The sequence below is a fragment of the Cellulomonas sp. JH27-2 genome, from assembly GCF_014837175.1.
Lineage (GTDB): Bacteria > Actinomycetota > Actinomycetes > Actinomycetales > Cellulomonadaceae > Cellulomonas.
Window position 1 is genome coordinate 202,414 of the sequence record NZ_JACYFR010000002.1, and the last position, 20,896, is coordinate 223,309.

Genomic DNA, 20,896 nt, shown 5'->3' on the forward strand with positions numbered 1-20,896 from the left:
CGAGACTGTGCGCCCGCCTAGGAGATGGGCAGAGGTCGTTGGGGAAGACGAACCTCGAACCGCTCCAGGAGGACGACATGGCAGGTGGGATCACCCGCGGTGTACTTTTCGTGCACTCAGCGCCCCGTGCGCTGTGCCCCCACATCGAGTGGGCGGCAGGCAACGTGCTGTCCGGACGTACCGCGTTCGACTGGACCGAGCAGCCCGCCGGTCCCGGCTTCTTCCGGGCCGAGCACTCGTGGCAGGGCGAGCCCGGGACCGGTGCGCGCCTGGCGTCCGCGCTGCGCGGCTGGGCCCACCTGCGCTACGAGGTGACGGAGGAGGCCAGCCGCGGCGTCGACGGCTCGCGCTGGAGCCACACCCCGGAGCTGGGCATCTTCCACGCCGCGACCGACGTGCACGGCAACGTCGTCGTCCCGGAGGACCGCATCCGCGCCGCCCTGCAGCACGCCGCGGATCCCGAGCGGCTGCGCAGCGAGCTGGACCTCGCCCTCGGGCAGGCCTGGGACGACGAGCTCGAGCCGTTCCGCTACGCCGGCGCGGGTGCGCCCGTGCGCTGGCTGCATCGCGTCGGCTGACGCGCGCGGGCCGCACGAATGACGAGAGCCTCGCCCGGAGGGGGCGAGGCTCTCGTGCTGTCCAGGCGGGTCAGGCCGACGTGACCACCAGGGCCACGTTGTGGCCGCCGAAGCCGAACGAGTTGTTGATCGCGGCGATCTCGCCCGTCGGCAGCTCGCGCGGCTTGTCGCGGACCAGGTCCAGGACCAGCTCGGGGTCGGGGTTCTCGACGTTGATCGTCGGGGGAGCCTGCCGGTCGTGGAGGGCGAGGACGGTGAAGATCGTCTCGAGCGCGCCGGCGCCGCCCAGCAGGTGGCCCGTCATCGACTTGGTGGCCGACAGGGCCACATGGTCCGCGTCGTCGCCCAGGACACCGCGGATGGAGCGGGCCTCGATGAGGTCGCCGACCACGGTCGAGGTGGCGTGCGCGTTGACGTGCACGACCTCCCGGGCAGCGATCCCGGACTCCTCGAGCGCCGCGTTCATGGCGCGCACCTGGCCGTCGCCGGACGGCTCGGGAGAGGTGATGTGGTAGCCGTCCGCGGACAGACCGACACCCGCGATGCGGGCGTAGACGCGCGCGCCGCGCGCCGCGGCGTGCGCGGCGGACTCCAGCACCACGACGCCGGCACCCTCGCCGATGACGAATCCGTCGCGGTCCACGTCGTACGGACGCGAGGCGCCGGTCGGGTCGTCGTTGCGCAGAGACAGCGTGCGCGACGCGGCGAACGCGGCGATGGGCATCGGGTGGATGGTCGCCTCGGTGCCGCCGGCGATGACGACGTCCGCGCGACCGCTGCGGATCATCTCGACGCCGTAGCCGATGGCCTCTGCGCCGGACGCGCAGGCGGAGACCAGGGCGTGCGCGCCGGCCTTGGCGCCGAACTCGAGCGACACGTAGGCGCTGGGGGAGTTGGGCATCAGCATGGGGACCGTCATGGGCAGGATGCGGCGGGCACCCTTCTCCCGCAGCGTGTCCCAGCCGTCGAGCGTGGTCCAGATGCCGCCGATGCCGGAGGAGACGACGGCGCCCAGGCGCAGCCCGTCCACCTCCGGGGTGCCGGCGTCGGCCCACGCCTCGCGCGCCGCGATGACCGCGTACTGGGCGGAGGGGTCCATGCGCTTGAGCTCGGGACGCGGCAGCACGTCCTCCGGCTTGACCTTGATGGTGGCCGCGAACTCGACGGGCAGGCCGTACTGCGCGGCCCAGTCGTGCTCGAAGGGGCGGGCACCGGACTCGCCGGCGAGTGCGGCGGCCCAGGTGGTGGGCGCGTCGCCGCCGAGCGGCGTGGTGGCGCCCAGTCCTGTGACGACGACGTCGATCGGGTGGCTCATCGGTGCTCCTGGTCGGCGGGGTTGTGGTGCGCGGTGTGCCCCCGGACGGGTCCGGGGGCACACCCTGTGGGCGGCGGCGTCAGGCCTGCGCGCCCGCGATGAACGAGACGGCGTCGCCGACGGTGGCGAGGTTCTTGACCTCGTCGTCGGGGATGCGCACGTCGAACTTCTCCTCGGCGAGGGTGACGATCGTCATCATCGACAGCGAGTCGATGTCCAGGTCGTCCGTGAACGACTTCTCGGGCAGGACGGAGTCCGTGGGCAGGCCGGTCTCCTCGCTGACGATCTCGGCCAGACCGGCCAGGATCTCCTGCTCGCTGTACGCCATGGGGTTTCTCCTCAGTTGGGTGGTGCGGTAACGGGGTCGGACGAACGGTACAGCGGCTGCTACGGCAGGACGACGACCTGGGCGGCGTAGACCAGCCCCGCGCCGAAGCCGATCTGCAGCGCGAGCGCACCGCTGGAGACCTGGCCCTCGCGCAGCAGGCGCTCGGTGGCCAGGGGGATCGAGGCCGCGGACGTGTTGCCGGTGTCCACGATGTCGCGGGCGACCACGACCGTGTCGGGCAGCTTGAGCGTCTTGACCATCTGGTCGATGATCCGGTTGTTGGCCTGGTGCGGGATGAACGCGTCGAGCTGGTCGGCGGTGATGCCGGCGGCGTCGAGCGCCTTCTGCGCGACGGGTGCCATCTGCCACACGGCCCACTTGAAGACCGACTGGCCCTCCTGGCGCAGCGTGGGCCAGCCCGCGCCCTCGTCGCGCGTCGCGAGCCACGAGTGAGTCTGGCGGATGGCCTGCGCCTGGCTGCCGTCCGAGCCCCAGACCGTCGGGCCGATGCCCGGCGTGTCGGAGGGACCGACGACGACCGCGCCGGCACCGTCGCCGAGCAGGAAGGAGATGGTGCGGTCCGCCGGGTCGACGAACTCGCTCATCTTCTCCGCGCCGATCACCAGCACGTTGCGGGCGTTGCCCGACCGGACGAGCGCGTCGGCCTGGCCGATGCCGTAGCAATAGCCGGCGCAGGCGGCGGAGATGTCGAAGGCGGCCGCGGGCGTGGCACCGATGCGGTCCGCGATGATCGCGGCGGCGGCGGGCGTCTGGTGGAAGTACGTGACGGTCGAGACGATGACGGCGTCGATGTCGGCACCGGTCAGCCCGGCGTTCTCGAGCGCCTGACGCGCCGCGCCCTCGGCCAGGTCAAGCACGTCCGTGCCTGCGCCGGCGCGGGTACGCGTCGCGATGCCGGTGCGCTGGCGGATCCACTCGTCGGACGAGTCGATGGGGCCCACGAGGTCGTCGTTCGGGACGACGTTCTCTCCCCGGACCGCACCGAGCCCGAGGATCCGGGTGTGGGCGGGGCCGGTGGCCTGGGTCAGGGTGGGACGCGTCACGACGACTGCTCCTGGGTGCTGGCGGCGGTGGACGACCCGGCGTGCCGGCGCACGAGATCGCGTGCGGCGTCCAGGTCGGCGGGGGTCTTGACGGCGACCGTCTCGACCCCGGGCAGCGTACGCCGGGCCAGGCCGGTGAGCACACCGCCGGGCGCCAGCTCCAGCAGCGCCGTGACGCCCAGGTCCTGCATCGTCGCCTGGCACAGGTCCCAGCGCACCGGGTTGGCCACCTGCGCGACGACCAGCTCGAGCGCGCGCTCGCCGCTGTCCACCGCCGAGCCGTCGCGGTTGGTGAGCAGCGTCACGCCGGGGGCGCCGGGTGTCACGGTCGCGGCAGCGCTGCGCAGCTCGTCGACGGCGGGAGCCATGTGCTCGGTGTGGAACGCGCCGGCGACCTGCAGGGCGATCACACGGGCACGGGCGGGAGGAGCGGCCGCGAAGGCGGCGAGAGCCTCGAGCGTGCCGGCGGCCACGACCTGCCCGCCGCCGTTGACGTTGGCGGGCACCAGGCCGTGCGCGTCGAGCGCTGCGAGCACCTCGTCCGGGTCGCCACCGAGCACGGCGCTCATGCCCGTGGGCGTGGCGGCCGCCGCGCGGGCCATGGCGGCACCGCGGACGGTGACCAGCGCGAGCGCCTCGTCGTCCGTCAGCACGCCGGCGACCGCAGCGGCCGCGAGCTCGCCGACGGAGTGCCCCGCGGCGACGTCGACCTGGGCGGCGACGGAGGCACCCAGGGGCGCGTCGGCCGCGACGTCGAGAACGGCGCGCAGGCTCGCGAGCGCGGAGGCGACCAGCAGCGGCTGCGCCACCGCGGTGTCGCGGATCGTGTCCGCGTCCGACGTCGTGCCGTGCGCGGCGAGGTCGAGCCCGGTCACCTCACCGGACCGGCGGATCGACGCGGCGAAGCCGGGGAGCTCCAACCACGGGGCGAGCATGCCGGGGGACTGGGCCCCCTGGCCGGGGCAGGCGACGACGAGCACGCGTCAACTCTGCCGGTCGGAGCCCGCGCAGCCGGGTCACGGCTCGCACGAACCTTGCGGGAGGCTCTTGTTCGACTCCTACAAAGTCGGCGCAGCGGGCGGATCGAGCCGACCGAGCGCGAGGGCGGTTTGCAGGACGTACGACTCGCGCGCGTCGAGCGGGTCCCAGCCCGTCACGTCGGCCACCCGCTTGAGGCGGTAGCGGACGGTGTTCGGGTGCACGTAGAGCGAGCGCGCGGCCGCCTCGAGCGACCGGCCGGTGCCCAGGTACGCCGACAACGTCTCCAGCAACGAGCCCTGGCTGGCGGCCAGCGGCGCGTACGCCTGCGCGACGAGCGTGCGGCGAGCGGTCACGTCGCCGACGAGCACGCGCTCGGGCAGCAGGTCGTCGGCCAGCACCGGGCGCGGGGCCTGCTGCCAGGCGGCTGCGGCGGCGAGCCCTGCCAGTGCGGCCCGTGCGGACCGGGCGCTGTCGGTCAGGTCCTGGACGACGGGCCCCAGCACGACCGGTCCCGGCCCGAAGCGCGGGAGCAGGGACGTCGCCGCCGCGCGCAGGTCGCCCTCGCCGCCCAGGAACACGACGAGCCGGTCGCCCTGGATGCCGACGAGCGCGTCGTCGGCGGCGCGTCGGGTCGCCCGACGCAGGTCGGTGCCCCGCACGTCGTCGAGCGTCGAGGCGGTCGTCCCGACCATGACCAGCGTGGACCCGCGACCGCTCCACCCCAGCGCGGAGACGCGCGAGCGCAACGAGTCGTCGACGTCACCGCGCACCAGCGCGTCCACGACGAGCGCCTCGAGGCGGGCGTCCCAGGCGCCGCGCACCTCGGCGGCGCGCGCGTAGACCTCGGCGGCGGAGAACGCGACCTCGCGCGAGTAGCGCAGCACGGCCTCGCGCAGCTCGCGCTCCTCGCCGGGGGCGGCCAGCCGGTCGCTGTGCGTCTCGACCACGTCGACGACCACGCGGACCAGCTGGAGCGTGTGCTGCAGCGAGATCGAGCGCGTCAGCTCCGGCGGGGCGGCCGCGAAGATGTCACCGACGCCGTGCGCGGGACGTGTCGGGTCCGCGAACCAGGTGACGAACGCCGTGATGCCCGCCTGCGCGACCAGTCCGACCCAGGAGCGGTCCTCGGCCGGCAGCGCGCGGTACCACTGCAGGTCCTCGTCCAGGCGGCGCATGGCCGCGGCGGCCAGGAGCCCCGCGCCGTCGCGCACGCGGCGCTGCGTCTCGGCACCCACCTGCGGAGAGGTCACACCGGGCGGGCGTGCGCCGGAGGCGGCGTCGCGCCGGGACCGGGTCGATGAGGAGGTGGGGGTGGGCACGGTGCGAGCATAGGTCGCGCATTGTGGGAAGTCGACAAACGGTGCCGGGAGCATCGGCGTGCGGGCGGCCCCGATGCCGGCGTCCGCCCGGTGCGCAGCGGGCCCAGCGGCTAGGGTCGCTGCATGGCTCTTCTGCCCCGACTCCGACAGCTCATGCGGCGGCCGACGTCCGCGTCCACCGTGGGCGCCCGTCGACCGACGAGCGCCGCGCGCCGAGGTGACACGCTCCACGAGGACGCGTTGCGCTCCATGCTCAGTGACGACCCCAACAACGAGAGGGCCTTCGCGGCCCTGGCGGAGATCGTCCGCCGCCGTGCCTCGGGCACGGGATCCGACGACGACCCGTTGTCGGCCGACCCGGTCGACGACGCCCGCGACGACGACGAGCGCCAGCGCGCCGCCGACCTGGCCGTCTGGGCCCTCGGCGAGGAGCTCGCGGGCAACCCGCGGGCCTGGTACCCGCTCATCGAGGTCGCCCGCCTCTCCGTGCGTGACGACCACGAGGGGACGCTGCGCCGCCTGCGCACCGCAGCCGAGCGCGACCCGTCCGGCCGCGCGCTCGTCGAGTCGCTCGCGCTGCTCCGCGAGGCCGGCGAGCCGGTCGAGGCCCTCGGCCTGGGCGTCGGGCACTGGCATCCGAAGGACCAGGACCCGGAGGTGGCGCGTCAGCTCGTGCTCGCGTCCATTGAGGCCGGCCGCCCGCTCGAGGCCAAGCAGCACATCGCGTCGCTCGACTTCTACCGCGACCAGTCCGCGGTCGCCGGGCTCCGGGAGGAGCTGATCCGCGAGGTGGCCCAGGCGGAGCAGACGATCCCCGGCACCTGATCCGGTACGACGACGAGGGGCGCCCCGCTGCAGCGGGGCGCCCCTCGTCGTGTCGTCGGACTAGCTCTCGCCGCCCGCGTTGCCGCTGGTGCCGGCGGTCACGTCGTGCAGGCGGTAGCGCTCGATGGCCTGCGCGGGGGCGTCCGCGGCGACGGCGCCCTCACGGGCGAGCTGCTGCAGGACGCGGACCACCGTGGACGGGCCGTCGATCTTGAAGTGACGACGGGCCGCGGCGCGGGTGTCGGAGAAGCCGAAGCCGTCCGCACCGAGCGTCGCGTACCGGCCGGGGATCCACTGGCGGACCTGGTCGGCCACGAGGTGGTCGTAGTCCGTCGTCGCGACGAACGGCCCCTCCGCGCCGGCGAGCTTCTGCGTGAGGTAGGCCTCGCGCGGCTCCTCGCCGGGGTGCAGGAACGCCTGCTGGTCGGCGGCCAGGCCGTCGCGGCGCAGCTCGTTCCAGCTGGTCACCGACCACACCGCGGCGCGCACGCCCCAGTCGTCGGCCAGCAGCTGCTGGGCCTCGAGGGCCCACGGCACCGCGACGCCCGACGCGAGGATCTGGGCGCGCGGCCCGTCGCCCTCGGCCGGCGAGACCAGGTGGATGCCGCGCAGGATGCCCTCGACGTCCACGCCCTCGGGCTCGGCCGGCTGGACGATCGGCTCGTTGTAGACCGTCAGGTAGTAGATGACGTCACGGTCGCGGCCACCGTTGTCCTCGGCGTACATCCGCTCGATGCCGTCGCGCACGATGTGGCGCAGCTCGTAGCCGTACGCCGCGTCGTAGTGCACGACGTGCGACATGGTGCCCGCGAGCAGCGGGGAGTGACCGTCGGCGTGCTGCAGGCCCTCACCGGTCAGCGTGGTGCGGCCGGCGGTCGCGCCGACCAGGAACCCGCGCGCCATCTGGTCACCGGCGGCCCAGAACTGGTCGCCGGTGCGCTGGAACCCGAACATCGAGTAGTAGAAGTAGAACGGCACCAGCGGCTCGCCGTGCGTCGCGTAGGCCGTGCCGACCGCCTGGAAGGCGGACGCCGAACCGGCCTCGTTGATGCCGGTGTGCATGATCTGGCCGGACTCGGACTCCTTGTAGCTGAGCATGAGGTCGCGGTCCACGGCCAGGTAGTTCTGGCCCACCGTGTTGAAGATCTTGGCGCTCGGGAAGATCGAGTCCAGGCCGAACGTGCGCGCCTCGTCGGGGATGATCGGCACCAGGCGGTGACCGAACTCCTTGTCCTTGACGAGGTCCTTGAACAGGCGCACGAGCGCCATGGTCGTGGCGACCTCCTGGTGGCCCGAGCCCTTGGCCAGCCCCTCGTACACCTTGTCGCCCGGAAGCGTCAGCGCGGTGTGCGTGGTGCGGCGCTCGGGCACGAACCCGCCCAGCTGGCGACGCCGCTCCAGCATGTACTGGATGGCCTCGTCGTCCGGACCCGGGTGGTAGTACGGCGGGACGTACGGGTTGGCGTCGATCTGCTCGTCCGTGATCGGGATGTGCAGCGAGTCGCGCAGCGTCTTGAGGTCGTCGGCCTTGAGCTTCTTCATCTGGTGCGTGGCGTTGCGCCCGGCGAAGCCGGAGCCCAGGCCGTAGCCCTTGATGGTGTGCGCCAGGATGACGGTCGGCTGGCCCGTGTGCTCGCGGGCGGCCTTGTAGGCGGCGTAGATCTTGCGGTAGTCGTGACCACCACGCTTGAGCGCCCAGATCTCGTCGTCGCTCAGGTTCTCGACGAGCTGCTTGGTGCGCGGGTCGCGCCCGAAGAAGTGCTCGCGGATGAACGCGCCGTCCTCGGCCCGGTAGGTCTGGAAGTCACCGTCGGGCGTGGTGTTCATCAGGTTGACCAGCGCACGGTCCTTGTCCGCGTTGAGCAGGACGTCCCACTCGCGGCCCCAGATGACCTTGATGACGTTCCAGCCGGCGCCGCGGAACTGCGCCTCGAGCTCCTGGATGATCTTGCCGTTGCCACGCACCGGCCCGTCGAGCCGCTGCAGGTTGCAGTTCACGACGAACGTCAGGTTGTCGAGGTTCTGCTGCGCCGCGAGCTGGAGCATGCCGCGCGACTCGGGCTCGTCCATCTCGCCGTCGCCCAGGAACGCCCACACGTCCTGCTGGCTCGTGTCCTTGATGCCGCGGTTGTGCAGGTAGCGGTTGGTCCAGGCCTGGTAGATCGCACCCGACGGGCCCAGGCCCATCGACACGGTCGGGAACTCCCACAGGTCAGGCGCCAGGCGCGGGTGCGGGTAGGACGGCAGGCCGCCGCCCGGGTGCGACAGCTCCTGGCGGAACCCGTCGAGCTGGTGCTCGGACAGGCGGCCCTCGAGGAACGCGCGGGCGTAGACGCCGGGGGAGGCGTGGCCCTGGAAGTAGACCTGGTCACCGCCGCCCGGGTGGTCCTTGCCGCGGAAGAAGTGGTTGAGGCCCACCTCGGTCAGGGTCGCGACGGACGCGTAGGAGGAGATGTGCCCGCCGACCCCGATGCCCGGGCGCTGCGCGCGCGTGACCATCACGGCCGCGTTCCAGCGGTTCCACGAGCGGTAGCGCCGCTCCATGGCCTCGTCGCCGGGGAAGTAGGGCTCGTCGTGCACCGCGATGGTGTTCACGTACGGCGTGTTCATCGACACGGGGATCGCGACGTTCTTCTGCCGGGCGTGCCGCAGCATGCTCAGCAGGACGTAGCGGGCGCGCGGACCACCCTTGTCGTCGATGAGCCCGTCGAGGGACTCCAACCACTCCCCGGTCTCGTCCGGGTCGATGTCCGGTACCTGGCTGAGCAGGCCGCCGATGAGCGGTCCTGTCTCCTCGATCGAAGCCACCAGTGCTCCTCGCCTCTCGTCCGCACGCGAGCCTGGTCGGCATCGGCGCACATCGTCGGCCCGTCCCGTGCGCGCGGCGTCTGGCCGCGTCGGATCGGGATGGGGTAGTCGACCCATTCTCGGACCCTGCGGGCCAGAAAGTCACTTTGGGTACCGCATACAGGACCGTGACGTGCATGACACCCGCTCGTGGTGCGCCCGGTGCGCCCTCTTGCCAGGGCCCGTCGTCATGCGGTGGGCTACGGTTGCGAGCACAGGACGGCGGCCATCGGGGTCGCCATGACGAAGGGATCGGTCGGGACGTGGCAGACAGTGCGGACGGCGTCGCCGCGGCGGCAACCCGTCTGGGGGTCAGCGCCGGACAGGTGATCCAGGAGCTCGGGTACGACGACGACGTCGACGACGACCTGCGCGCGGCGATCGAGCAGGTCACGACCACCGACCTGGTCGACGAGGACTACGACGACGTCACCGACGGTGCCGTGATCTGGTTCCGCGAGGACGACGGCGACCTGACCGACTTCCTGGTCGACGCCCTGACCGTCCTCGACGACAACGGACCCATCTGGGTGTTCACGCCCAAGTCCGGTCGCGACGGGCACGTCTCCCACAGCGACATCGAGGAGGCCGCGACCACGTCCGGCCTGCACGCGATGAGCACGTTCTCGATCGCGCCCGACTGGTCGGCGACCCGCCTGGCCACCCGCGGACGCGGCAAGTGAGCCTCGCGGTCGGCGACGCGGCCCCCGACTTCAGCCTGAACGACACGCACGGCACGCCGGTCACGCTGGCCGGGCTGCGCGGCGGTCCCGTCGTCGTGGTCTTCGTGCCCTTCGCGTTCTCCGGCACCTGCACCGGCGAGCTGTGCGAGCTGCGCGACAACATCGCCGACTTCGAGCAGGCAGGCGTCCACGTCCTGGTCATCTCCTGCGACCCGATGCACGCGCTGCGCGCCTGGGCGGAGAAGGAGGGGTACGGCTTCGACCTGCTCTCCGACTTCTGGCCGCACGGTGAGGTCGCCCGTGCGTACGGCGTGTTCGACGAGGAGCGCGGGTTCGCCGTGCGCGGGTCGTTCCTGGTCGACGGCGAGGGCGTGCTGCGCTGGAGCGTCGTCAACGGACCGGGACAGGCCCGCCCGCTCGAGGCGTACCGCGAGGCGCTCGCCTCGCTCTGACGGACCGGTAGGCTGTGCGCCCGTCGCGCAGCGCGTGGCGAGGGGCCTGTAGCTCAGCTGGTCAGAGCACCGCGTTTACACCGCGGGGGTCGCCGGTTCGAACCCGGCCGGGCCCACGTGCACGCCGTCGTCAGCCGTCTCACCGTCTATCCGGTCAAGTCCTTCGCGGGCCACGTGGTCGAGGCGTTCGACGTCGGGGTGGACGGGCCCGTCGGCGACCGACGGTGGATGGTGGTCGACGAGCGCGGCGACACGCTCACGGCCCGCAAGTTCCCGCAGATGCTGGGTGCGCACGCCGAGCCTGTGGGCGGCGGTCTGCGACTCGTCTCGCCGGCGCTCGGCGCGCTCGACGTCGCTGAGCCGGTCGACGGCCCCGTCGTCGCCGTCACCGCGTCCCGGCTCGATACCGCCACGGACGCGGGCGACGACGCCGCGGCGTGGTGCTCGGAGCTCGTCGGCCGGCGCGCCCGCCTCGTGTGGCTGGACGACACCGCACGACGCGGGATGTCCGAGAAGCACGGCGGAACCTCCGCGGACCCGATCAGCCTGGTCGACACCGCGCCCCTGCACGTGTTCAGCACCGCGTCCCTGCGGGAGGTGTCGGCGTGGGCTGAGCAGCTTCTCGACGTGCGCCGCTTCCGGCCGAACGTCGTGGTGGACGGCGAACTCGAGCCGTTCGCCGAAGACGGGTGGGACCGCTTCTCCCTGGGGCCTGTCGACGTGCGCTTCGCCGAGCACACCGGGCGGTGCGTCATGACGACCGTCGACCCCGACACCTACGCCAAGGGCAAGGAACCCCTGCGTGCGCTGGCGCGTCACCGCCGCTGGGACGGGGAGGTGCGGTTCGGCATCCAGGCCGTGCCGCTGAGCGCCGGCCGCGTGTCGGTCGGCGACCCGGTCACGGGCTGACCAGGGCGCCGTGTCGTCGCGGACGGCGGTAACGTCGCCGTCGTGAGCACTGCTTCGGTCGCCGATGTCGTCCGTGTCCTCGAGCACCGCTACCCGCCCGCGACGGCGGAGGACTGGGACGCGGTCGGCCTGGTGGCCGGCGATCCCGCGGCGCCCGTCAGCCGCGTCCTGTTCGCGGTCGATCCGGTCGCGGCTGTGCTCGACGAGGCCGTCGAGTGGGGGGCGGACCTGGTCGTCACGCACCATCCGCTCCTGCTGCGTGGCATCCACTCGGTCGCGGCGACGACCTTCAAGGGGGCGCTCCTGCACAGGCTCATCCGGTCCGGCGTCGCGCTGTACGCCGCGCACACCAACGCGGACGCGGCGGTCGGCGGCGTCGCCGATGCGCTCGCGGCGGCCGTCGGGCTCGTCGATACCGTCCCCCTGGTGGCAGGGGACGACGAGGCGACCGGCATCGGCCGCGTCGGGACGCTGGCCTCGCCGACGACGTTGCGGGCGTTCGCCCAGCGCGTCGCCGACGCGGTGCCGGCCACCGCGCAGGGAGTCCGGTTCGCCGGCGACCCCGACGGCCGGGTGGGACGTGTCGCCGTCGTCGGCGGGTCGGGGGACTCGCTGTTCGACGCCGTCCGTGCCGCCGGCGTCGACGCGTACGTGACGGCGGACCTGCGCCACCACCCCGCCTCCGAGCTGCGGGAGCGGGCCGAGTTCGAGGCAGGTCTCGGGGGCGATGCCGCCGCCACGCCCTACCTCGTCGACCTGGCGCACTTCGCCTCGGAGTGGCCGTGGCTCGCGTACGCCGCCCGCGACCTCGAGGCGGACCTCGCCGCGCGGGGCACTACGGTAGAGACCCGCGTCAGCACCCTGCGCACCGACCCCTGGACCGGGCGGCTCACCGCCCAGCCGGAAGGACCCTCGTGACCACTGCCCCCGCAGCCGACCAGCGACGTCTCCTCGACGTCCAGGCCCTCGACACCCGCCTCGACCAGCTCGCGCACAAGCGTCGCACGCTGCCGGAGCTGGCTCGTCTGGCCGAGCTCGACGGCCAGCTCGAGGACCTGCACACCTCGCTCGTCACGTCGCGGACGGCGGTCAGCGACCTTCGTCGCGAGGTCACCAAGGCCGAGACCGACGTCGAGCAGGTCCGCAACCGCGCGGCGCGCGACCAGCAGCGGCTCGACTCCGGCCAGGGCAGCGCCAAGGACCTGCAGGCGATCCAGCACGAGCTGGAGTCGCTGGCCCGTCGTCAGGGCGACCTCGAGGAGGTCGAGCTCGAGGTCATGGAGCGCCTGGAGGCGCACGAGACCGCGCTCGCCGAGGTCACGTCGGCGCACGACGCCCTGCGAGCGCAGCGCACCGAGGTCGAGAACGCGCGGGACGAGGCCTTCGCGGAGGTCGACCGGGAGATCGCTCGGCTCGGCGGTGAGCGTGCCAAGGCCGCCGACGGACTCGACTCCGGTCTCGTCACGCTCTACGAGCGTCTGCGCGGCCAGCTCGGCGGGTCTGGTGCCGCGGCACTGCGAGGGCGGCGCTGCGAGGGGTGCCGGCTCGAGCTCAACCCGCTGGACCTGGACGCGATCAAGAAGCAGTCCGACGACCAGGTGGTGCGCTGCGAGGAGTGCGGCCGGATCCTGGTGCGCCTGCCCGAGGCCTGACCGCTGGCGCCGGGCGCGCTGGGCGGCCAGGGTGGAGGCGTGAGCGACCACCAGCCCGTCCCCGCGTCCGACCCCGGTTCGGGGCGGGCACCCAAGCCGTTGGGCTCGGGCGTCCGGTTCGACGACGAGCAGCCCGTGACCGTCGTCCTGGTCCGGCACGGGCAGACGACGATGACCGTCGCGCGCGGCTACTCGGGCTCGGGTGAGCCCGGTCCGCCGCTCGACGAGCACGGGCGCGACCAGGCGCGAGCGGCCGCGGTGCTCGTCGACCGCGTGGGCCGGGACCTGTGGGGCGACATCCACTACCCGAGCCAGATCATCGCGTCGCCGATGGTGCGGACGCAGGAGACGGCCGGGATCGTGGCCGAGCGGCTGGGGCTGCCGGTGCAGGTGGACGCCACGTTCCAGGAGGCCGACTTCGGCGAGTGGCAGGGGCTGACTGCGGAGCAGATCGAGGAGCGCTGGCCGGGGCAGCTCGCGCCGTGGCACACGCGCGGCGACCTGGTGCCGCCCGGGGGCGAGTCGATCGCGCAGGTCGGCGACCGGGTGCGGCGGGGCCTGGACGGGCTGATCGAGGCGGGGACCGACCGGACGGTCGTCGTGGTCAGCCATGCCGTGGCCATCCGGGCAGTCCTGGGCGTCGCGATGGGCGCACAGCCGTCGTCGTGGAGCCAGCTCCGCGTCGCGCCCGCCTCCCTCAGCATCGTGCGGCTGTTCCCGGACAAGCGGCATGAGATCGCGGTCGTCGGCGTGCCCAGCGAGGGCTGGGGCGCCGTCTGACGCGTCAGAGGGCCAGCGCCGCCACGGCCGCGACGACCGTCAGCGGGGCGAGCACCAGACCCTGCACCACGATGCTGCGCGCGTTGACGGGCAGCATGACCGACCGGCATCGCTGCCACCACAGGATCGTGGCGAGCGACCCCCACGGCGTGATCAGCGGCCCGACGCCCGTGCCGATCAGCAGCGCGCCGACGCGCAGCGGGTCCGGGCCGGCGGCGGGCTCCATCGCGAGGTAGGCGGGCAGGTTGTTCACGGCGTTCGACGTCCCGGCACCGACCCCCGCGAGCCGGAGCAGGTCGGCGAAGCCGTTCCCGGAGCCGGCGACGTCGGCCAGGACGTCGCCGAGCCCGTGCGCGTGGGCCGTGGCGACCGCCGCGAACAGGCCGGCGACCACGAGCAGCGTGCGCCAGGGCACCAGATCGGCGGCGGGGACGGGGAACGCGCGTCGGCGCAGCCAGGTCGCGGCGGTCAGCACGACGGCGGCGACGACGGCCGCCGGTGCCGGCGGGGCGCCGACGACGAAGGCCACGGCCATCGCGGCGACCGTCACCCCGGTCAGGACCAGCAGACCGCGGTCCTTCGGCAGCCGCACCGGCGGCGGCTCGTAGGTGCCGGCGACGGCCGCGCGGTCGCGCACGGCGAGCACGACGACGGTGACGACGATCGACGCCAGCGCGGGTGCCCACATCAGGGCCAGGTAGTTCACGTGCTGCGCGCGCAGGGTGTGATCGGCCAGCAGGTTGGTGAGGTTGGAGACCGGCAGGACGAGCGACGCGGTGTTGGCCAGGGCCAGGACCAGCAGCGCCCACGGCAGGGGATGACTCTTGGTCTGCCGGGCGAGCGCGATGACGACCGGGGTGAGCAGCACGGCCGTCGTGTCCAACGACAGGACCGCCGTGCTGAGCGTGGCGAGCGCGACGACGAGCAACCACAGCACCGGTCGTCGGCCGCGAGCCGCGCGTGCGGCGAACCGCGCACCCGCGTCGAACAGGCCCGCGCCCGCACACATCTCAGCCGTCACGGTCAGCGCCGCGACGAACACCAGCACCGGTACGGTCCGGGTGGCCAGCTCACGGGCGTCGTCGGCCGGCAGCAGCCCCGTGACCACCACGACCGCCGTGACGACGACGGCGAGCGCCCACCACGGCACGCGCACTCGTCGGGCGACGGCCACGGCAGTCCCTACGCGACCACGAGCGTCAGGACGCGTGCACCGCGTGCGCGGGCGGGCGTCAGCTCGACGTCGAGCAGCTCGCCGCCGACCAGCTCCCGTGCGACCCGCGCCAGGTGCTCGGCGTCCTTCGGGGCGTGGCCCCGGCGCGTCAGCAGGTGGCGCGTCAGGACACCGCGGGCGTGCTTGGCGTTGTGCGAGACGACCGATCGCGTCCCGTCGAGCTCGCGCTCCACGCGCACGGTGACCCAGTCCGCCGTCCGCGGGGGAGTCCACGCGGCGAGGTAGGCGGCCGAGCGGCAGTCGACGACGAGGGCGCCAACGGCCGGCGGGTCGAGCACCTCGCTCAGCGGCGCGCGCCACGCGGGTGCGAGCGGGCCGATGCCGGGCAGGTCGGTGCCCATCGACAGCCGGTATGCAGGGACGACGTCCTCGGGCGTGACGACGCCCCACAGCGCGGACACGATGCGGACGGACTCGGCGGCGCGGGCGCGTCCGGTCGGTGTGAGGTGGTCGAGCCCCGCCGCCGCGTAGAGCACGCCGCTGTAGACCTTCTTCGCCGGTGCCGCGGGCTGGGCCAGGACGCTGGCGTTGCGGGCCACCTCGTCGGCCAGCGACGCCCCGACGCCGAGCACGTCGAGCGCGTCGTCCCGCGCACTGACCTCCGCCAGCGCCTCGGCGACCTTGCGTCGCACGGGCGACAGCGGGGGAGACGACAGGGCGTCCAGATCGACGGGCATGCCGCGACGCGCGGCGGTCTTGCCCTCGGAGGGCGGCAGCATGACGAGCACGACCGAACTGTAGGCCGCCGACCGTCCCACCACGATGCGGGACGGCTGTGGTGTCCGTCCCCTCGGGCGCTAGTGGTCCGACGTTCGCCCACGCTGGGTGACCAGCTCGCGAGCCTCCGGCTGGATGTGCTCCTCGTCGAGGTACCCGCGCTCGCGTGCGACGGCCACGGCCGACTCGCGGTCTGTCACGCCCAGCTTGCGGTAGATCGACTGCACCTGCGTCTTGACGGTGTTGCGACTGACGTAGAGGGATGCGCCGATCTGGGACAGGGTGATCGGCAGGGCCAGGTGGGCGAGGATCACGCGCTCTCGCCGCGAGAGGTAGATGGAAGAGGTCATGCCCCTTGTTCGGAGCGGTCCGGTGTCCGGATGGGAAGCGGGGTGAAGAAGTACGGCTAGGCTTGCTCGCGCGGATGAGTCAGTCAGGCGGCCGCGTCGGACCTTCGGGTCCGCCGAGGAACGTCCGGGCTCCGTAGGGCAGGGTGGTGGGTAACGCCCACCCGGGGTGACCCGCGGGACAGTGCCACAGAGAACAGACCGCCGTCGTGGTTCGCCACGGCGGTAAGGGTGAAACGGTGGTGTAAGAGACCACCAGCGTGCCGGGTGACCGGTGCGGCTAGGTAAACCCCACCCGGAGCAAGGCCAGACAGGGAGCGTTCGAGGGCTGCCCGCCCGAGCTCCCGGGTAGGCCGCTGGAGGCGTGCGGCAACGTACGTCGTAGATGGATGGCCGTCACCCGTGCGGGGGCAACCGCGCACGGGGACAGAACCCGGCGTACCGACTGACTCATCCGCCCCGCAGGGCTACTCGTCGTCCTGGGTGCGGAGCTCGTCGGCGACCTGGTGCTCGACGAGCACAGGGACGAAGTCGCGCACCGCGGCCTCGTCGAACTGGTCGCGGTGGGTCTCGACCGCCTCGGCCACCTTGTCGCGCTCGACGCCCGGGAACTTGTCGGCGATGCGGTCGACCACCTCGTCGATGGCCTTGTCCTCGTCTTCGATCGGCATGCGACGAGCGTTGCCGACGTCAGCGACGTCGGCAACCGGAGAGATCAGGCCTCGTCCGCGGCCACCTGAGCGGGCGTGCGCTTGAGGAGGCAGAACTCGTTGCCCTCGGGGTCGGCCAGCACGTGCCAGGCGACGTCGCCCTGCCCGACGTCCACACGCGTGGCGCCCAGGTCGAGCAGCCGTGCCAGCTCGGTGTCCTGGTCGGTGTCGTTGGCCGGCCGGAAGTCGACGTGCAGGCGGTTCTTGACCGTCTTGACCTCGGGGACCTTGAGGAAGATCCACTCGTCCGAGCGATCGGCCGGGACGATGCTCACCTCGTCGTCCTCAGGAGTCGGGTCGTACGCCAGGTCCCACTCGAGGACCCGGGCCCACCACTGCGCCAGCGCGTACGGATCGGCGCAGTCGACGGCGAGCTGGGAGATGACGAGAGACATGGTGGCGGCCTTCCGGTCGGGCGACGGTTGCTCGCCCATCGTGGCACCACCCGCCGACACGCTCCCGGTGCTCAGTCGTGTCGCCGCTCGCCCTCGCGGCACGAACTCGACATGCTGGACCGGACGACGACGGTCGACCGTGACCAGGAGGTCCGCAGATGCGCGACGACGAGACCGATCGCCCCGCCGAGGCCGAGGACCCACCTGCAGCGCAAGACGCGGAATCGGTGCAGGACCCGCCCGAGGCGCCTGCGGCTGACGACCTGCCTGCGTCCGAGACCGACGAGCTCTCCTCGCCCGAGCCGGAGCAGCCACCCGCCCCTCGGCCGTTGCTCGACGCGCGCGGGCTCGGGCTGCGCCTGCGGTCGGGGTGGGTGTTCCGGCACATGGACGTGCGCGCGACGGCAGGGGAGTCCGTCGAGCTCGTCGGCAGCGGTGGCACGGGACGCTCGATGCTGCTGCTGGCGCTCGTCGGCCGCGCGCGGCACACCGACGGTGACCTCGACGTGCTCGGGACGGGCCTGCGGCCGGGATGGCACGGCGCCGCGCAGGCGCGGGCCGTGCGCCGCAGGACGGCCGTCGCGCGGATCGGTCCGGCGGTGGAGCTCGACGATCAGCTCACGGTCGCGCAGTCGGTGTCCGACCGCCGGCGGTGGGACGGCGCGGCGGCGACGTACGACGAGGCTGTCGCGCTCGTCGGCCTCGAGCTCCACGGCTCGACGCTCGTCGAGCTCCTGTCGGCCGTCGACCGCACGCTCCTGGCCGTCGCGCTGGCCCTCATGGCGCCGCACGAGGTCCTCGTCCTCGACGACGCGGACGTCGGCCTGTCGAGCGAGGAGCACCTGCGCGTCGGCGAGGCGCTCGCGGACGTCGCCTCCACCGGGGTCGCCGTGCTCTCGTCGGCCGCTCGCCCCAGCGGGGCGGCACGTGCTGTCGTCGTCCCCGTGCACGCCCACCAGCCCGTCCATGCGGCACAGGAGGCCCGATGAACGTCCTCGCGCTGGCCATCGAGGAGCTGCGCCGCTACCGCCGCCCGCTGGAGCGGATCGCCCTCGCGTTCCTGGTGCTGGTGCCCAGCCTGTACGGCGGGCTGTACCTGTGGTCCAACTGGGACCCCTATGCCAAGGTCGACACGATCAAGGTGGCGGTGGTGAACGAGGACTCGCCGGTCACCACGGACGACGGCGAGAAGATCGACGCCGGCGCGCAGATGGTCGCCGAGCTGGAGAAGGAGCCCGTCGTCGACTGGACGACGACCGACGCCGCGGACGCGGCCGACGGCCTGGCCAACGGCCGCTACCTCATGACGCTCACCATCCCGCAGGACTTCTCCGCGAGCCTCGCGTCGGTGGCGGAGGGGAACCCGACGTCCGCGAAGGTGATCCTGGCGCGCGACGGCGCCAACGGGTTCATCGTCTCGGTCGCGTCCCGCGGCGCAGCGCTCGAGCTGCAGGAACGGATCAACCAGGCTGCCACGGAGGCCTACCTCCGGGTCGCGTTCGGGCAGCTCGACGAGCTGCGCGACGGCATCCACGACGCGGCCGACGGCGCGCAGCAGCTTGCCGACGGGGCGAAGGAGGCGCACGACGGCGCCACGTCGCTGGAGTCCGGCCTGGGCGACGCCGTCGACGCGTCGGGCAAGCTCGCGACCGGCGCCGACAAGGTGGCGGACGGCAACGAGAAGATCGCCGGAGTCGTCGACCCCGTCGTCGACGACATCGTCCCGGCCCTGCCCACGATCGCGGATGCGACCGACGACCTGACGGGCGCCGTCGCCGACCTGACCGACGCCGTCTCCAGCGGCTCCACCGGGATCGACGCGACCACGCAGGCCGTCGTCGCGCAGCTCGATGCCCTCGCCAAGGCCGACCCGGACCTCGCCGCCGACCCCGGATTCCAACGAGCCCAGGACGCCGCGCAGCAGGCCGCCGATCGCGCGGACGACATCGACACCGCGGCGTCCGAGGTGGCGAAGGCCGCGGGAGACGTCGACACCAAGGTCACGTCGATCAACAAGGGCGTGCCGGCGCTCCAGGCCAAGCTCACGGGCGCGCGCGACGACATCGACGACCTGGCGACGGGCGCACGGCAGGTCTCCGACGGTCTCGCGGACCTGACGCCCGCCCTGAAGAAGGCCCAGGACGGGGCCGGGGACCTGGCCGACGGCACCGCCTCGTTGCAGAAGGGCGCCACGACGCTGGCCGACAAGCTGGGCAAGGCCGCCGACCGCGTCCCGCAGGTCGACGATCCCGCCGCGACCGCGTCGTCTCTGTCGTCGCCGTCGCTCATCGACGAGCGCGGCGTCAACCAGGCCGCCACCTACGGCGCCGGCCTGGCGCCGTTCTTCTTCGGCATCGCGTTGTGCGTGTTCGGTGTCGTCGCGTTCACGGTCCTGCGCCCGGTGAACCCGCGTGGCCTGACATCACGCGCCGGGTCGTTCGGCGTCGAGCTGGCCGGATTCCTGCCGGTCGCGACCATCGGCGTCGTCGGCGGCTGGGTGCTGACGGGCATCATCGCCGTCGCGCTCGGGCTCGACCCGGCGTCGTGGCCGCGGCTGCTGGGTCTGGTGACCGTGGGCTCGCTCGCGTTCACAGCGGTCGCGCACGCCTTGCGCACGGCGTTCGGGGTGGTCGGCTCGTCGGTCGCGCTGGTGCTGCTGATGCTCCAGCTCACCAGCTGCGCGGGAATCTATCCCGTGCAGACGCTGCCCGCGTTCTTCCAGGCCATCCACCCGCTGCTGCCGATGACCTACGTGGTCGACGGCTTGCGCATCGCGATGACCGGAGGGCCGGCCGACCGGTTCTGGGTCGACCTGGGTGTCGTGGCCGGCTTCCTGCTCCTGTTCGTCGTCCTCGGGACGCTCGCCGTGCGATGGCGGCGTCGCTGGCACGTCGGCGACCTCAAGCCCGTGCTGGGGGAGTGAGCGTCGTCCCGTGCGGCTACGCTCGGCGCGACCCCCTCACCAGCAAGGAGAGCTCGTGCCCACCATCTTCGTGACCGGATCGACCGACGGTATCGGCCTGGAGACCGCACGGCAGCTGCTCGAGGGTGGGCACCGCGTGGTGGGCCATGCACGCGACCGGCGTCGGGCCGACGACCTGCGAGCGGCGTTGCCGCAGATCGCCGACGTGGTGGTCGGCGACCTCGCGTCGCTCGACGAGACGCGAGCCCTGGCTGCCGCGGCAGCCGCCTGCGGGCCCTTCGACGCCGTCATCCACAACGCGGGGATCGGTGGCGGCGTCCCGGAGCGGACCGTCACGCGGGACGGGATCGAGCGCATCTGGCACGTCAACGTCGTCGCGCCCTACCTGCTCACGGCGCTCATGCCGCGGCCCGGACGCCTCGTGTACCTGACGTCGGGCCTCGAAGCCGACGGCCGGCTGGACCTCGACGACCTGCAGTGGGCGTCACGCGACTGGCACGGCATGCAGGCGTACTCCGACTCGAAGCTCGCGGACGTCGTGCTCGCCTTCGCCATCGCCCGGCTGTGGCCCGGCGTGCTGACCACCACCGTCGACCCGGGCTGGATCAAGACGAAGCTGGGCGGTCCCGACGCGTGGGACGAGGTGGGCGACGGCGCGGCGACGCAGGCATGGCTCGCCGTGTCGGACGACGACGGCGCACGCGTCTCGGGCGTGTACCTCAAGCGCTTCGAGCAGCTGGAGGCCAACCCGGCCGCTTCCGACGAGACCGTCCAGGAGGCGCTGCTCGCGCGTCTCGCCGACCTGACGGGGGTCGAGCTCCCGCGCTGAGACCCCTG

General features: G+C 73.0%; 22 protein-coding genes, 1 tRNA gene and 1 other RNA gene. 13 read left to right on the forward strand and 11 right to left on the reverse strand.

Annotated elements, in window-relative coordinates:
* Positions 1 to 77 precede the first annotated feature (77 nt).
* Entirely contained in the window at positions 78 to 578 is a 501-nt protein-coding gene (locus IC607_RS05850; protein WP_191786065.1) for a DUF3145 domain-containing protein, read from the forward strand.
* Between the two features lie 70 nt (positions 579 to 648).
* On the opposite strand, the gene fabF is transcribed toward IC607_RS05850, so the two are convergent.
* From fabF to IC607_RS05875, 5 genes are all read right to left on the reverse strand, one after another.
* Positions 649 to 1,893, reverse strand: coding sequence for a beta-ketoacyl-ACP synthase II (fabF, locus tag IC607_RS05855; protein WP_191786066.1), 1,245 nt, complete (start codon positions 1,891 to 1,893; stop codon positions 649 to 651).
* 79 nt (positions 1,894 to 1,972) lie between these two features.
* On the reverse strand, positions 1,973 to 2,221 hold the full coding sequence (locus IC607_RS05860) for an acyl carrier protein (protein WP_191786067.1): 249 nt from the start codon (positions 2,219 to 2,221) through the stop codon (positions 1,973 to 1,975).
* Between the two features lie 59 nt (positions 2,222 to 2,280).
* On the reverse strand, positions 2,281 to 3,285 hold the full coding sequence (locus tag IC607_RS05865) for a beta-ketoacyl-ACP synthase III (RefSeq protein WP_191786068.1): 1,005 nt from the start codon (positions 3,283 to 3,285) through the stop codon (positions 2,281 to 2,283).
* Entirely contained in the window at positions 3,282 to 4,265 is a 984-nt protein-coding gene (locus IC607_RS05870) for an ACP S-malonyltransferase (RefSeq protein WP_191786069.1), read from the reverse strand. The genes IC607_RS05865 and IC607_RS05870 overlap by 4 nt, the downstream gene beginning before the upstream one ends.
* A 78-nt stretch (positions 4,266 to 4,343) precedes the next feature.
* Entirely contained in the window at positions 4,344 to 5,639 is a 1,296-nt protein-coding gene (locus IC607_RS05875; RefSeq protein ID WP_191786070.1) for a CdaR family transcriptional regulator, read from the reverse strand.
* A 69-nt stretch (positions 5,640 to 5,708) separates the two neighbouring features.
* Here IC607_RS05875 and IC607_RS05880 point away from each other — a divergent pair, with 69 nt between their 5' ends.
* Entirely contained in the window at positions 5,709 to 6,410 is a 702-nt protein-coding gene (locus IC607_RS05880; RefSeq protein WP_225224561.1) for a hypothetical protein, read from the forward strand.
* A 60-nt stretch (positions 6,411 to 6,470) separates the two neighbouring features.
* Here the strand turns inward: IC607_RS05880 and aceE are convergent, their stop codons facing one another.
* On the reverse strand, positions 6,471 to 9,218 hold the full coding sequence (aceE, locus tag IC607_RS05885) for a pyruvate dehydrogenase (acetyl-transferring), homodimeric type (RefSeq protein ID WP_191786071.1): 2,748 nt from the start codon (positions 9,216 to 9,218) through the stop codon (positions 6,471 to 6,473).
* Positions 9,219 to 9,520: 302 nt separating this feature from the next.
* Here aceE and IC607_RS05890 point away from each other — a divergent pair, with 302 nt between their 5' ends.
* From IC607_RS05890 to IC607_RS05920, 7 genes are all read left to right on the forward strand, one after another.
* Positions 9,521 to 9,940 (forward strand): DUF3052 domain-containing protein, encoded by a 420-nt coding sequence (locus IC607_RS05890; RefSeq protein WP_191786072.1) that lies wholly within the window; start codon positions 9,521 to 9,523, stop codon positions 9,938 to 9,940.
* Positions 9,937 to 10,392 (forward strand): peroxiredoxin, encoded by a 456-nt coding sequence (locus IC607_RS05895; protein WP_191786073.1) that lies wholly within the window; start codon positions 9,937 to 9,939, stop codon positions 10,390 to 10,392. The genes IC607_RS05890 and IC607_RS05895 overlap by 4 nt, the downstream gene beginning before the upstream one ends.
* Before the next feature lie 42 nt (positions 10,393 to 10,434).
* Positions 10,435 to 10,508, forward strand: a tRNA-Val gene (locus IC607_RS05900).
* Between the two features lies 1 nt (position 10,509).
* Entirely contained in the window at positions 10,510 to 11,301 is a 792-nt protein-coding gene (locus IC607_RS17805; protein ID WP_191786074.1) for an MOSC N-terminal beta barrel domain-containing protein, read from the forward strand.
* A 42-nt stretch (positions 11,302 to 11,343) separates the two neighbouring features.
* A complete protein-coding gene (locus IC607_RS05910; protein WP_191786075.1) occupies positions 11,344 to 12,219 on the forward strand; it encodes a Nif3-like dinuclear metal center hexameric protein in 876 nt (291 codons plus the stop codon).
* Positions 12,216 to 12,953, forward strand: a complete 738-nt coding sequence (locus IC607_RS05915; RefSeq protein ID WP_191786076.1) for a C4-type zinc ribbon domain-containing protein — start codon at positions 12,216 to 12,218, stop codon at positions 12,951 to 12,953. The genes IC607_RS05910 and IC607_RS05915 overlap by 4 nt, the downstream gene beginning before the upstream one ends.
* Positions 12,954 to 12,992: 39 nt before the next feature.
* Positions 12,993 to 13,733, forward strand: coding sequence for a histidine phosphatase family protein (locus tag IC607_RS05920; RefSeq protein ID WP_191786077.1), 741 nt, complete (start codon positions 12,993 to 12,995; stop codon positions 13,731 to 13,733).
* A gap of 4 nt (positions 13,734 to 13,737) precedes the next feature.
* Here the strand turns inward: IC607_RS05920 and IC607_RS05925 are convergent, their stop codons facing one another.
* The 3 genes from IC607_RS05925 to IC607_RS05935 form a co-directional block, all read right to left on the reverse strand.
* Positions 13,738 to 14,907, reverse strand: a complete 1,170-nt coding sequence (locus IC607_RS05925) for an SLC13 family permease (protein ID WP_191786078.1) — start codon at positions 14,905 to 14,907, stop codon at positions 13,738 to 13,740.
* Between the two features lie 8 nt (positions 14,908 to 14,915).
* A complete protein-coding gene (locus IC607_RS05930) occupies positions 14,916 to 15,695 on the reverse strand; it encodes a peroxide stress protein YaaA (RefSeq protein ID WP_191786079.1) in 780 nt (259 codons plus the stop codon).
* Positions 15,696 to 15,764: 69 nt separating this feature from the next.
* Positions 15,765 to 16,034, reverse strand: a complete 270-nt coding sequence (locus tag IC607_RS05935) for a response regulator transcription factor (RefSeq protein WP_191786080.1) — start codon at positions 16,032 to 16,034, stop codon at positions 15,765 to 15,767.
* 75 nt (positions 16,035 to 16,109) lie between these two features.
* On the opposite strand from IC607_RS05935, the gene rnpB reads away from it, so the two are divergent.
* An RNA gene (gene rnpB, locus IC607_RS05940) (RNase P RNA component class A) lies at positions 16,110 to 16,488 on the forward strand.
* Between the two features lie 10 nt (positions 16,489 to 16,498).
* Here the strand turns inward: rnpB and IC607_RS05945 are convergent.
* Entirely contained in the window at positions 16,499 to 16,702 is a 204-nt protein-coding gene (locus tag IC607_RS05945; protein ID WP_191786081.1) for a three-helix bundle dimerization domain-containing protein, read from the reverse strand.
* Between the two features lie 44 nt (positions 16,703 to 16,746).
* A complete protein-coding gene (locus IC607_RS05950) occupies positions 16,747 to 17,136 on the reverse strand; it encodes a VOC family protein (protein WP_191786082.1) in 390 nt (129 codons plus the stop codon).
* A gap of 158 nt (positions 17,137 to 17,294) precedes the next feature.
* Between IC607_RS05950 and IC607_RS05955 the strand changes: the two genes are divergently transcribed.
* Genes IC607_RS05955 through IC607_RS05965 form a run of 3 tightly spaced genes read left to right on the forward strand, consistent with a single transcriptional unit; the run spans position 17,295 to position 20,888 of the window.
* Positions 17,295 to 18,125 (forward strand): ATP-binding cassette domain-containing protein, encoded by an 831-nt coding sequence (locus tag IC607_RS05955; RefSeq protein WP_191786083.1) that lies wholly within the window; start codon positions 17,295 to 17,297, stop codon positions 18,123 to 18,125.
* The gene (locus tag IC607_RS05960) at positions 18,122 to 20,059 is read left to right on the forward strand and encodes a YhgE/Pip family protein (RefSeq protein WP_191786084.1); all 1,938 of its coding nucleotides are present in this window, start codon (positions 18,122 to 18,124) and stop codon (positions 20,057 to 20,059) included. The genes IC607_RS05955 and IC607_RS05960 overlap by 4 nt, the downstream gene beginning before the upstream one ends.
* Positions 20,060 to 20,114: 55 nt before the next feature.
* Complete coding sequence (locus tag IC607_RS05965) at positions 20,115 to 20,888, forward strand: SDR family NAD(P)-dependent oxidoreductase (RefSeq protein ID WP_191786085.1); 774 nt, start codon at positions 20,115 to 20,117, stop codon at positions 20,886 to 20,888.
* Positions 20,889 to 20,896 lie beyond the last annotated feature (8 nt).